Source organism: Burkholderia sp. 28_3 (assembly GCF_003253915.1).
GTDB lineage: Bacteria > Pseudomonadota > Gammaproteobacteria > Burkholderiales > Burkholderiaceae > Burkholderia > Burkholderia cenocepacia.
The window spans coordinates 1-12,232 of the sequence record NZ_QKZF01000054.1 but is presented as its reverse complement, the minus strand read 5'-3'; the positions used below and the strand labels follow the sequence as shown (position 1 = coordinate 12,232).

Sequence of the window (12,232 nt, the reverse complement as noted above, 5' to 3'; positions counted from 1 at the left end):
GGCGATCGGCACGGGCAGCAACGACGGCGGCCGCTCGAACGTCGTCGCGGTCGGCTCGGCCGATTCGGCGCGGCAGGTCGTGAACGTTGCGGCGGGCACGCAGGGCACGGACGCGGTGAACGTGAATCAGCTCAATGCGAGCGTGGGCACCGCGGTGTCGCAGGCGAACAGCTACACGGACGGCCAGGTCGCGAACCTGCGCAACAGCCTCGACAGCTATCGCCGCGACGCGGACGGCGGCACCGCGACGGCAATGGCCGTGGCCGGTCTGCCGCAACCGTCCGGCCCCGGCAAGAGCATGGTCGCGATCGCGGGCAGCGTGTACCGCGGTCAGTCTGGGCAGGCGCTCGGCATCTCGACCATTTCCGAGAACAACCACTGGATCTACAAGGCGGCCGTGTCGACCAACACGCGCGGCACGTACGGCGCCGTGGTCGGCGCCGGTTACCAGTGGTAAGCGTACGGGCGATTCGATGCGAAACATGAAACGGAACAACAAGCGAACCATGAAAACTCGACAGGCTGTGCTGCTCGCGGCGTGCGTCGCGACTGCAGTCTCAATCACGGGATGTGCGGTGCCCCACACGCCGCCCCGGTTTCCGGACGCGGCGTCCGCGTCGCCCGCGGGCGGCACGTTCGTGAACGTCGCGAACCTGCGCAACGTCAGTACGGGCCTCAACAAGGATCAGCTCTACGACCTGATTGGGCCGCCGCACTTTCACGAATGGTTCGTGGGCAACCACGTGTGGAACTACCTGTTCGACTTCCGCCGCGGCGACCAGGTAGTGTCGTGCCAGTACCAGGTGCAGTTCGACAAGACCATGCGCGTGAGCGCGACGTACTGGCGCGATCCGCAGTGCGCGGACTTCGTACGGGACCCGGCGCCTGCGGTGGCCGTCGCGAAGCCCGCGCCGCTCGAACAGTTCACGATCGAAGGCGAGGCCCTGTTTCCGTTCGCGCAGTCGAGCCTCGATTCGATGCTGCCGGGCGGTCGCGCGGAGCTCGACGCCGCGATCGCGAAAATCCGCAACCAAGCCGGCATGACGAGCATCGACGTGGTCGGCCACGCCGATCGCATCGGCTCGGAAGAAAGCAATCGTGCGCTTTCGCTCGCGCGGGCCGAGACCGTGAAACGCTATCTGGCGGCGCACGGCATCAACGCCGCGCGCATTCGGGCTGACGGTGTCGGATCGTCGCAGCCGGTATCGCATTGTCCGCCAGGTGAAACGCCCGCCGTCATCGCGTGCCTGCAGAAAGACCGGCGGGTGACGCTTACCGTGTACGGGCAGCGCTGAGTTGCCGCGTCAGCGGGCCGAACGCGCCCATTCGCCGACCGCGGGGAACGTCCGGTCCGCGGCGCAAGCGTGCGATTCCGGCACGAGCCTGCCGGGTCCGCGCATGACCGCGGCCTGTTCGCACCCGGGTGCGGCAACGCAACATCGTCGGTCGACGGGTGCAAGACATGTGCGAATGACGCGCGCTCTCACCGCCATCCGCCGGCTGTCTAACAGGCGACGTGCTGCTCCGCACAAACCGGCATCGGGTTGCACCGGCGTCGGGCACGAAGCGCCACCGGTGCAATCGCCGTCGCCCGGACCGGCCATCACCCGGCGCTAGCGCAAACCCGAACCCGGTTGCACTGTTCATCGTCATTCTGGTCCTGTATCGTCCTTCCATCCCCCGATTGCGAAACCGCTGCATGGGAGGCTCACGATGCGCAAAAAGAATGCTGCAGCCGTCTGGATCCTGATCGCGATGGTGGCAGGCATCGCGATCGGCTACATGGTCTTCACGAGCTTTCCGGACAAGAAGGCCGCCGCCGAAGTCGCCGGGTACATCTCGCTCGTCTCCGACGTGTTCCTGCGCCTGATCAAGATGGTGATCGGCCCGCTCGTCTTCTCCACGCTGGTCGTCGGCATCGCGCACATGGGCGACGCGGCGTCGGTCGGACGCGTGTTCGCGAAATCGATCGCCTGGTTCATCACCGCGTCGCTGGTTTCGCTGCTGCTCGGGCTGCTGATGGCGAACCTGCTGCGGCCCGGCGACAATCTCGGCTTGCCGCTGCCGGACATCGGCGCCTCCGCGAACCTCGCGACGTCCAAGTTCACGCTGAAGGATTTCGTCGGCCACATGGTGCCGAAGTCGTTCGCCGAGGCGATGGCGAACAACGAGATCCTGCAGATCGTCGTGTTCTCGATGTTCTTCGGCGTCGCGCTCGCCGCACTCGGCGACCGCGGCAAGGTCCTCATCGCCGCGATCGACCAGCTGTCGCACGTGATGCTCAAGATCACCGGCTACGTGATGAAGCTCGCGCCGCTCGCGGTGATGGCCGCGATGGCCGCGACCGTCGCGGTCAACGGGCTGTCGGTACTGCTGAAGTTCGCGGTGTTCATGGGCGACTTCTACGTGAGCCTGTTCCTGCTCTGGGCACTGCTCGTCTGTGCGGGGCTCGTGTTCCTCGGGCCGCGCGTGTTCAAGCTGCTGGTGCTGATCAAGGAAGCGTTCATGCTGTCGTTCGCGACGGCCAGCTCCGAAGCCGCGTACCCGAAGATCCTCGACGCGCTCGACCGCTTCGGCGTGAAGCGCAAGATCTCGAGCTTCGTGATGCCGATGGGCTATTCGTTCAACCTCGACGGCTCGATGATGTACTGCACGTTCGCGTCGCTGTTCATCGCGCAGGCGTACAACATGCACCTGTCGCTCGGCACGCAGATCACGATGCTGCTGGTCCTGATGCTCACGTCGAAGGGGATGGCCGGCGTGCCGCGCGCATCGCTCGTCGTGATCGCGGCCACGCTGCACCAGTTCGGGCTTCCGGAGGCCGGGCTGCTGCTGATTCTCGGCGTCGACACGTTCCTCGACATGGGCCGCTCGGCCACCAATGCGGTGGGCAACTCGATCGCGAGCGCGGTGGTCGCGAAATGGGAAGGCCAGCTCCTGTCGGAAGCGGAAGCCGAAGCCAACGCGGCGCGCATCGAAGCGGAACAGGAAGCGACGATCGCACATCCGACGGAAGTCTGACGGAGGCCCGGCGATGAAGATGCAGCGATTCTGGCGTGCGCTCGCGCTCGCGGGCCTGCTTGCGACGGGCGCGACCGCGCGCGCGGAAGATGCGCCTTCGACGCTGCCGCGCGTCGAGCCGTTCGCGCCGGCCCAACTGACCGGCACGCTCGCGAAGGTGCGCGGCAGCGGGACGATCGCGCTCGGCTATCGCGACGCGTCGATACCGTTTTCGTACCTGAACGCGCGCAACCAGCCGATCGGCTATTCGATCGAGCTATGCAAGGCGCTCGTGTCGTCGATCGAGGATGCGATCAACCGGAGCCTGACGATCCGCTGGGTGCCGGTCACGTCCGACACCCGCATCGACGCGGTGGTCAGCGGGAAAGTCGATCTGGAATGCGGCTCCACGACCAGCAACCTCGAGCGCCAGAAACGCGTGGCGTTCTCGCCGATCATCTTCGTGGCCGGCACGAAGGTGATGGTGAAACGCGGCGCGCCGATCCGCTCGTTCCGCGACCTCGCGGGCAAGAAAGTCGCGGTGACGGCCGGTACGACCAACGAGAAGACGCTGCGCGACCTGAACGACAAGTTCCGGCTCGGGATCCAGCTACAGGTGGTGCCGGACCATGCGCAGGGTTTCGCACTCGTCGCGAATGGCGGCGCAGACACGTTCGCGACGGACGACGTGCTGCTGTACGGCCTCATTGCCGAGAATGCGGGCAAGGGCGGCCAGTACGACGTGGTCGGCGACTTTCTTTCGTACGACCCGTACGGAATCATGTTCCGCAAGGACGATCCGCAACTCGCGCAGGTCGTGAAAACCACGTTCCAGGAATTGGCCGCCGACGGCGAGATCGCGCGTCAGTACAAGCGCTGGTTCCTGCGCCCGCTTCCGTCGGGCTTGAGTCTGAACCTGCCGATGAGCCCGCAACTGGAGACCATCATCGAGACGATCGGCGTCAACGGGAGTTGAGCGCGTCGGCATGAACGACGAAACACGCGCGGCCCCGATGCCTCGCCAGGCACCGGGGCCGCTCACCGGACACGATGCGTTCAGCCGACCCGCGCCGCGCCCTGCTGCTCCGCTTCATCGTCTTCGCTGGCCGTTCGTGCGAGCACCGGCTTCAACGCCTGCCCCGTATGGCTCGCGCTCACCTTCGCGAGCGCTTCCGGCGGCGCCGCCGCGACGATCGTGCCGCCGCCCACGCCGCCTTCCGGCCCAAGATCGATGATCCAGTCGGCTTCCGCGATCACGTCGAGGTCGTGCTCGATCACGACGACGCTATGCCCGGCATCGACCAGCCGATGCAGCACACGGATCAGCTTCGCGACGTCGGCCATATGCAGGCCGACCGTCGGCTCGTCGAGCACGTACAGCGTATGCGGCGCCTTCTGGCCGCGCCGCGTGATGTCGTCGCGCACCTTCGTCAGCTCGGTGACGAGCTTGATGCGCTGTGCTTCGCCGCCGGACAGCGTCGGCGACGGCTGACCGAGCGTCAGATAGCCGAGCCCGACGTCCTTCATCAATTGCAACGGATGCGCGATGTTCGAAATCGGCGCGAAGAACTCCACCGCCTCGTCGATCTCCATCGTCAACACGTCGCCGATGTTCCGGCCGCGCCACGTGACGGCGAGCGTTTCCGGATTGAAGCGCTGCCCGTGGCACACGTCGCACGGCACCTTGACGTCGGGCAGGAAACTCATGCCGATCGTGCGCACGCCTTGCCCTTCGCAGGCAGGGCAGCGCCCATCGCCGGTATTGAACGAGAAACGCGATGCCGTATAGCCGCGTGCGCGCGCCTCGAGCGTATCGGCGAACAGCTTGCGGATCGTGTCCCACACGCCGATATAGGTGGCCGGACACGAACGCGGCGTCTTGCCGATCGGCGTCTGGTCGACTTCGAGCACGCGATCGATCTGCTCCCAGCCGCTCAGCGATTCGCAACCCTGCCATGCGTGCGTGACGTTCAGCGACGGCCGCGGTGCGCTGCGCGCCAGGACGCTCGAACGGCGATTGGTGGCCGGCGCGTCCTGCTGCGCGGCCTTGCGCGCACGCCGCGTGGCCGGCGACGACAGCACCGAGCGGCCGACCGCATCCAGCAGGTTCGTCATCAGCACGTCGCGCGCGAGCGTCGACTTGCCCGACCCGCTGACGCCCGTCACCGCGACGAGCCGCGCGAGCGGAATGCCGACCGTGACGTCGCGCAGGTTGTGCAGCCGGGCGCCATGGACGGTCAGCCACGCTTCCGGCACGGCCGCACCGCCCTTCTTGCCCGGCAGGCTCACGCTGCGGCGCGGCTGCAACGGATGCGTCATCGGCTGCGCGAGCAGGCGCCCCGTCACCGAATCGGCCTGCGCCGCAAGGTCGGCGACCGCGCCTTGCGCGACCAGCGTGCCGCCGCGCTTGCCGGCGCCCGGGCCGACGTCGATGATGTGATCCGCGCGGCGGATCGTGTCCTCGTCATGCTCGACGACGACCAGCGTATTGCCCTTGTCACCGAGCTTGCGCAATGCGTCGAGCAGGATCTGGTTGTCGCGCGGATGCAGGCCGATCGTCGGCTCGTCGAGCACGTAGCACACGCCCTGCAGGTTGCTGCCGAGCTGCGCGGCGAGCCGGATGCGCTGCGCTTCGCCGCCCGACAGGCTCGGCGCCGCACGATCGAGGCTCAGATAGCCGAGCCCGACCTCCTCGAGAAACGCGAGGCGGCTGCCGATCTCGCTGACGATGTCGCGCGCGATCTGCGCGTCGCGCCCGGTGAGTTCGAGCGCATCGATCCAGCGGCGCGTATCCGACACCGTCCATTGCGCGACCTCGACGATCGGATGCGCGTCGAACGTGACCGCGCGTGCGGACGGATTCAGCCGCGTGCCGTGGCAGTCCGGGCACGGCTCGTTGCCGACGCCTTCCGGTTCCTGTTCGTCCGACGGCAAGGTTTGCTCGCGGCCGCGATCGTCGCCGGCGAGCACCGTGTCGTCGTACGCGGCGCGCTGTTCGCGCGTGAGCGTGACGCCGGTGCCGACGCAGGTCGTGCACCAGCCGTGCTTGCTGTTGTACGAGAACATCCGCGGGTCCAGCTCCGGATAGCTCGTGCCGCACACCGGGCACGCGCGCTTGACCGACAGCACCTTGACCGCGCCGACCTGCGCGGTCGAATGATCGTTCCGCATCGCATCGTGCAGCCCGTCGAGCGGCGCGAGCAGGTGCATCACGCCCTTGCCGAGCTCGAGCGTCTCGTCGAGCCTGCGCCGCAACTCGGTTTCGTTGTCCGGCGACACGACGATATCGGCCACCGGCAATTCGATCGTGTGCTCGCGGAAACGGTCGAGCTTCGGCCACGGATCGACCGTGACGAACTCGCCGTCGACGCGCAGATGCGTGCTGCCGCGCGCCTTCGCCCACTTCGCGAGATCCGTATACACGCCCTTGCGGTTGACGACGAGCGGCGCGAGCAGCCCGACGTGCTCGCCGCGATGATCGCGCAGCAGTTGCGCGGCGATCGATTCGACGGATTGCGACGTGACCGGCGTGCCGTCGTGGATGCAGTGCTGCAGGCCGAGCTTCACATACAGCAGCCGCAGGAAATGCCACACCTCGGACGTGGTCGCGACCGTGCTCTTGCGCCCGCCGCGCGACAGCCGCTGCTCGATCGCGACGGTCGGCGGGATGCCGTACACCGCGTCGACCTCGGGGCGGCCGGCCGGCTGCACGATCGAGCGCGCATACGCGTTCAGCGATTCGAGGTAGCGGCGCTGGCCTTCGTGGAACAGGATGTCGAACGCGAGCGTCGACTTGCCGGAACCCGATACGCCGGTGATCACGTTGAACTTGCCGTGCGGGATGTCGACGTCGAGCGACTTCAGGTTGTGCTCGCGCGCGTTGACGATCCGCACGACGTCCTCGCCTTCGATCGCCCGGCGCGCGCGCGCCGCGTTCAGCACGGCCTGCAGCGGCACGCCTTCGTCGGCGCGCACCGCCTCGCCATCCATCTCGCGGTCGTACTGCAGCAGCGCCACGCCGGTATGCGATGCGGCGCAGGCCTTCACGTCGTCGGGCGTGCCCGCGCACAGCACGAGGCCGCCGCCGTCGCCGCCTTCCGGGCCGAGGTCGATCAGCCAGTCGGCCGCGCGGATCACGTCGAGGTTGTGCTCGATCACGATCAGCGAATGGCCGGCCGCGAGCAGCTTGCCGAACGCCTGCATCAGCTTCGCGATGTCGTCGAAGTGCAGCCCGGTGGTCGGCTCGTCGAACATGAACAGCTTCGCACGCGCGATGCGCGCTTCTTCCGTCGCGACCCGGCGCCCGTTGGCCGCCGCCGCCGATTCGGCGAGGAAGCCGGCGAGCTTCAGGCGCTGTGCTTCCCCGCCCGACAGCGTCGGCACCGGCTGGCCGAGCTTCACGTATTCGAGGCCGACGTCGACGATCGGCTGCAGCACGCGCAGCACCTCGGCGTCGGTCGCGAAGAACGCGGCTGCCTCGCTGACGGTGAGATCGAGCACGTCGGCGATGTTCAGCGCGCGGCCGTCGCGCTCGATGCGCACTTCGAGAATCTCGGCGCGGTAGCGGCTGCCGTCGCAATCCGGGCAACGCAGGTAGACGTCGCTCAGGAACTGCATTTCGATGTGTTCGAAGCCCGAGCCGCCGCAGGTCGGGCAACGGCCGTCGCCCGAGTTGAAGCTGAACGTGCCGGCGCCGTAGCCGCGCTGCAGCGCGAGCGGCGCCTTCGCGAACAGCTTGCGGATTTCGTCGAATGCGCCGACGTAGCTAGCCGGGTTCGAGCGTGTGGTCTTGCCGATCGGCGACTGGTCGACGAACACGACGTCGCCGACCTGGTCGGCGCCCGTGAGGCTGCGGTACGCACCCGGCGACTCGGTCGCCTTGCCGTGGTGCCGCGCCATCGCCGGATACAGCACGTCCTGCAGCAGCGTGGATTTGCCGGAGCCGGATACGCCCGTCACGCACACGAGCCGCTGCAGCGGAATCTCGACCGTGACGTCGCGCAGGTTGTGTTCGGTCGCGCCTTCGAGCACGATGCGCGGCGTGTTGGCGTCGACCACGCGGCGCGCCCAGTTCGACGCATGCGCGACCTGCTTGCGGCCGCCGAGATACTCGCCCGTCAGCGTGTGCGCGGACCGGATGTCGGCCGGCGTGCCGTCATAGACGATCGTGCCGCCGCGCTCGCCCGGGCCGGGGCCCATGTCGATCAAGCGATCGGCCGCGAGCATCACCGACGGATCGTGCTCGACCACGACCAGCGTATTGCCCGCGTCGCGCAGCCGCTGCATCGCCTCGACGATCCGCGTGAGGTCGCGCGGATGCAGCCCGATGCTCGGTTCGTCGAGCACGAACAGGGTTTTCGTGAGCGACGTGCCGAGCGCCGTCGTCAGGTTGATCCGCTGCACCTCGCCGCCCGACAGCGTGCGGCTTTGCCGGTCGAGCGTCAGGTAGCCGAGCCCGACGTCGCACAGATATTTCAGGCGCGTGCGCACCTCGGCGAGCAACAGCTTCAATGCGTCGTCGAGCAGCGCGCTCGGCAGGACGATATCGTCGAAGAAGCGCCGGATGCGCTCGATCGGCAACAGCATCAGGTCGTGGACGGTCAGGCCAGGCAGCGCTTCGAGCTGCGCGCGGCTCCAGTCGACGCCGCGCGGCATGAAGCGGTCGGCCGGCGCGAGCACGGCGTCCGCGTTCTCTTTCGAGCCGAGCCGCCATTGCAGCGATTCCGTCTTCAGGCGCGCACCGCCGCACACGTCGCACGGCGTATAACTGCGGTATTTCGACAGCAGCACGCGGATGTGCATCTTGTACGCTTTCGATTCGAGATAACCGAAGAAGCGCTTCACGCCGTACCACTGGCTTTGCCACTTGCCGTTCCAGTCCGGCGACCCGTTGACGACCCAGTCGCGCTCGGCGTCCGTCAGCTCGGACCACGCCACGTCGCGCCGGATGCCGGCCTTCGCCGCGTAGCGCATCAGGTCGTCCTGGCACTCTTTCCATGCGGGCGTCTGCATCGGCTTGATCGCGCCGCCACGCAGCGTCTTGCGCGCGTCGGGAATCACGAGGCCGAGATCGACGCCGATCACGCGGCCGAAGCCGCGGCAGGTTTCGCACGCGCCGTACGCCGAGTTGAACGAGAACAGCGCGGCTTGCGGCTCCGCGTAGCGCAGGTCGCTGTCGGGATCGTGGAGCCCGGTGGAGAAGCGCCAGATCAACGGCTCGGCCGTCGCGTTTTCCGCTTCCGCCGCCAGCACGTACACGTTCACGCGGCCGCCGCCGCGCTTCAGCGACGCCTCGATCGCCTCGACCACCCGCGCCTTGTCGGCCTGCTGCACGCGAAAGCGGTCGGCCACCACGTCGAGCATCTTGCGCGGCCCGGTGGGCGACGCGACTTCGCGCTGCGCCTGCACGCGCGTGTAGCCGCTCGCCGACAGCCACTGCGCGATTTCCTCGTCGGACACCGCTTCCGGCAATTCGACCGGGAACGTGACGACGACGCGCGGATCGTCCGCCTGCGTGCGCGCGACGAGCTCCGCGTAGATCGTCTCCGGCGTGTCGTGCCGCACCTGCCGCGCGGTCTTGCGGTCGAACAGCTCGGCCGCGCGCGCGTACAGCAGCTTCAGGTGGTCGTTCAGCTCGGTCATCGTGCCGACGGTCGACCGCGAGCTGCGCACCGGGTTGGTCTGGTCGATCGCGATCGCGGGCGGCACGCCGTCGACGCGCTCGACCTGCGGGCGATCCATCCGGTCGAGGAACTGCCGCGCGTACGCGCTGAAGGTTTCGACGTAGCGCCGCTGGCCTTCCGCGTACAGCGTGTCGAACACGAGACTCGACTTGCCGGAGCCCGACGGGCCGGTCACGACCGTCATTTCACCGGTGCGCAGGTCGAGATCGAGATTCTTGAGGTTGTGCTGACGTGCTCCGCGAATGCGGATCAGATTGCTGGATGACAATTTGCCTGCCCGTCTGAATGAGTTAGCCAGAGTTCACGGTGCCGGGAACGCTGCGGTGGATGCCCGCAGGCGCGGCGCACGGGCCGCAAGGGTTGGACCTGCGCGGCTCGAGTTCGACGGGTACTATACTGTATATTCATACAGTTTTCCATGACGACCCTGCGGGCGTCATGGACAGGCGGCGGGGGATCCCCGTCGGCATCGACCATCCGGAATCGCGTTGCCTGCGATGCGGGGTCGAAACGGCGTGCGGCTTCAGCGGCGCGCCGCCGTGCAGCTAGCCGCGCTTGCGCAGCGGGTCCAGCAAGCCTCTCAGGCCGTTGTGATCGATTTCGTGCATCAGCGCGAGCTGTCGGCCGAGCTCGCCGCGCGGAAACCCTTCGCGGGCTAGCCAATTGAGATAGTTGCCCGGCAGGTCGGCAAGGAGCCGGTCCTTGTACTTACCGAAGGGCATTGTGACGGTGACGAGGCATTCGAGGTCGAGGGATCGCATGCGGGTATTGTGCACGGCTTTCCGCTGCCATGGCATGCAAGCCGACCTGGGTCGACCGACGGTCGTAAAACCGCCCCGTCGCGCGTGCTGAAAGCGGGCCGCCGCCCCGCGTCCGGCCTGCTAGACTGAGATTTCCCCCTGCAAACCCTGGAGGGAATCATGACGTCCATCTATGTCGTGAAGACCGGCGAGCAGTTCCTCTGCACCGCCGAGGACGGCGACATCGGCATGGCGCCGGCCATCGAGGATGCCGCCTCCTTTGGTTCGTATGACGAAGCGGAGAAGGCCGCGAGCGCACATGCCGACCCGGGCTACGAAATCGTGGCCGTCTGCGTGATCAGGCACTGAGCGTCGATCCACGGCCCGGTGCGAATGGCGATCCGCGTGCCGGACGCAAGGCAGCATGCGGGGCGTCGTCGCCAGGCGACGGACTCCGCATGCACACGCCGCGACGGATCTTCCTCCCGCCGCCGTCTGCGTCGTGCATCATCGCCGCAAGCGAGCCGTCGTGCTTCGACGGCCACGCTTGCGGCAATTCTGTCGCGCCGCCCTACTTCTGCAGCGAGATTTCCACGCGACGATTGCGCGCCCGTCCTTCGACCGTATCGTTCGATGCCGCCGGATTCGCTTCGCCGTGACCGTTCGCGGCAAACGAATCCGCTTTCAGCCCGTGCTCGCGCAAATATCCGGCGACCGCATCCGCCCGGCGCTTCGACAGCGCCTGATTGTGCGCATCCGAACCGGTCGCGTCGGTATAGCCGTCCACTTCCACGCGCTCGAAATGGCGGTCGCCTTGCTGGTTCAGCAGCTTGTCGAGCGCGGCGGTGGCCGCGGGCGTCAGCGCGGCCGAGTCGGTCGCGAAGTACGCATCGCCGGTCAGGCTCACCTTCTCGACCGGCGCGGGCGCCGGCGCGACGGCCGCGGCGGCCGGCGCGGGCGCCGCACCGCACTGGAACACGATCGAATGCGGATCGGCGCCGTCGCGGTACGGCGTGGTGGTGTCGACCAGGCGCACGGGTTCGTTGCCGCACATGCGCGTCGCGACCTTCATGCAGGTCTTCGCGGTCGACAGGATGCCGTGGCAGTCGACCTGGAACGTCCGGATGCCGTTTCGCGACTGCAGTTCGTATGCGTTGTACGTCGGCCCCGACGCACTCGAGCAGGCCGTGAGGGAAACGACGGACGCCAGCAGGACAAGATGGTGTTTTTTCACTTGATGACTCCGAGAATGCGATGAGCACGGCGCGTGCGGCGCGAGGTCGCGACGCATCCGCGCACGTTTGCGTTCGGCGCGGTCCGCTCCGGCAGCGCGTGCCGGAACGAACCGCTGCGCGCGATCACTTCCACTGATACAGCATGCCCGCGCCGACGACGCGCTGGCTGCCGGCGAAACCGCCGTTCAGCGTCGCCTTCAGGTTCTCCGTGACGCGCGCCTGCACGCCGACCGCCATGGCCTTCTGGCCCTGGAACGTCGCCGTGCCGACCCCCATCGCGAAGTTCGAATCACGGTCCATGTGCGGGATCGACGCCATCGCGGCGGTCGCGGCGATCCCCTCGCGGGCCATCGAATCGGTCTGCTGGATCTGCTGCTGCATCTGCGTGAGCTGGTTGTTGACCGTGTTCAGCGACTGCGTGAACTGGTTCGATACCGCATTCAGCTGATTCACGTTCACGGCGTCCGTGCCCTGCGTGCCCGCCGCGACGTTCACGACCTGCCGCGCCGAATCGGCCGAGCCGACCGCAACGACGTTCGAGCGGCCGCCGTCGTTGCTGCCCGTGCCGAGCGCG

Annotated in this window: 9 protein-coding genes; 5 read left to right on the top strand and 4 right to left on the bottom strand. The window is 67.5% G+C overall.

Translation table 11 applies throughout. The features are described 5' to 3' along the window. The 4 genes from DFS13_RS41210 to DFS13_RS39090 all read left to right on the top strand — a co-directional run. On the top strand, positions 1–457 hold a 457-nt coding region (locus DFS13_RS41210), incomplete at its 5' end, for a YadA-like family protein (protein ID WP_181461643.1). Between the two features lie 16 nt (positions 458–473). After that, a complete protein-coding gene (locus DFS13_RS39105; RefSeq protein WP_111442881.1) occupies positions 474–1,295 on the top strand; it encodes an OmpA family protein in 822 nt (273 codons plus the stop codon). 418 nt (positions 1,296–1,713) lie between these two features. Further along, complete coding sequence (locus DFS13_RS39095) at positions 1,714–3,021, top strand: dicarboxylate/amino acid:cation symporter (protein ID WP_006485551.1); 1,308 nt, start codon at positions 1,714–1,716, stop codon at positions 3,019–3,021. Positions 3,022–3,034: 13 nt separating this feature from the next. After that, on the top strand, positions 3,035–3,976 hold the full coding sequence (locus DFS13_RS39090; RefSeq protein WP_111442880.1) for an amino acid ABC transporter substrate-binding protein: 942 nt from the start codon (positions 3,035–3,037) through the stop codon (positions 3,974–3,976). A gap of 80 nt (positions 3,977–4,056) precedes the next feature. Here DFS13_RS39090 and uvrA read toward each other — a convergent pair whose 3' ends face one another. Next, positions 4,057–9,951 carry an excinuclease ABC subunit UvrA gene (uvrA, locus tag DFS13_RS39085; RefSeq protein ID WP_077189517.1) on the bottom strand — a complete coding sequence of 1,965 codons (5,895 nt, stop codon included), beginning with the start codon at positions 9,949–9,951 and terminating at the stop codon, positions 4,057–4,059. Between the two features lie 277 nt (positions 9,952–10,228). Further along, the gene (locus tag DFS13_RS39075; RefSeq protein ID WP_012336985.1) at positions 10,229–10,444 is read right to left on the bottom strand and encodes a DUF3820 family protein; all 216 of its coding nucleotides are present in this window, start codon (positions 10,442–10,444) and stop codon (positions 10,229–10,231) included. A gap of 159 nt (positions 10,445–10,603) precedes the next feature. On the opposite strand from DFS13_RS39075, the gene DFS13_RS39070 reads away from it, so the two are divergent. Further along, the gene (locus DFS13_RS39070; protein WP_006498035.1) at positions 10,604–10,792 is read left to right on the top strand and encodes a hypothetical protein; all 189 of its coding nucleotides are present in this window, start codon (positions 10,604–10,606) and stop codon (positions 10,790–10,792) included. Positions 10,793–10,994: 202 nt separating this feature from the next. Here DFS13_RS39070 and DFS13_RS39065 read toward each other — a convergent pair whose 3' ends face one another. Together DFS13_RS39065 and DFS13_RS39060 are read right to left on the bottom strand one after the other, a co-directional pair. After that, complete coding sequence (locus tag DFS13_RS39065; RefSeq protein WP_111442879.1) at positions 10,995–11,657, bottom strand: OmpA family protein; 663 nt, start codon at positions 11,655–11,657, stop codon at positions 10,995–10,997. A gap of 124 nt (positions 11,658–11,781) precedes the next feature. Beyond that, the coding region (locus tag DFS13_RS39060) for a YadA-like family protein (RefSeq protein WP_181461642.1) at positions 11,782–12,232 on the bottom strand (451 nt) is incomplete at its 5' end.

Coding starts and splice junctions, on each gene's coding strand:
- DFS13_RS39070 (WP_006498035.1), top strand. CDS start 10,604: ATGACGTCCATCTATGTCGTGAAGACCGGCGAGCAGTTCCTCTGCACC.
- DFS13_RS39075 (WP_012336985.1), bottom strand. CDS start 10,444: ATGCGATCCCTCGACCTCGAATGCCTCGTCACCGTCACAATGCCCTTC.
- DFS13_RS39090 (WP_111442880.1), top strand. CDS start 3,035: ATGAAGATGCAGCGATTCTGGCGTGCGCTCGCGCTCGCGGGCCTGCTT.
- DFS13_RS39095 (WP_006485551.1), top strand. CDS start 1,714: ATGCGCAAAAAGAATGCTGCAGCCGTCTGGATCCTGATCGCGATGGTG.
- DFS13_RS39105 (WP_111442881.1), top strand. CDS start 474: ATGCGAAACATGAAACGGAACAACAAGCGAACCATGAAAACTCGACAG.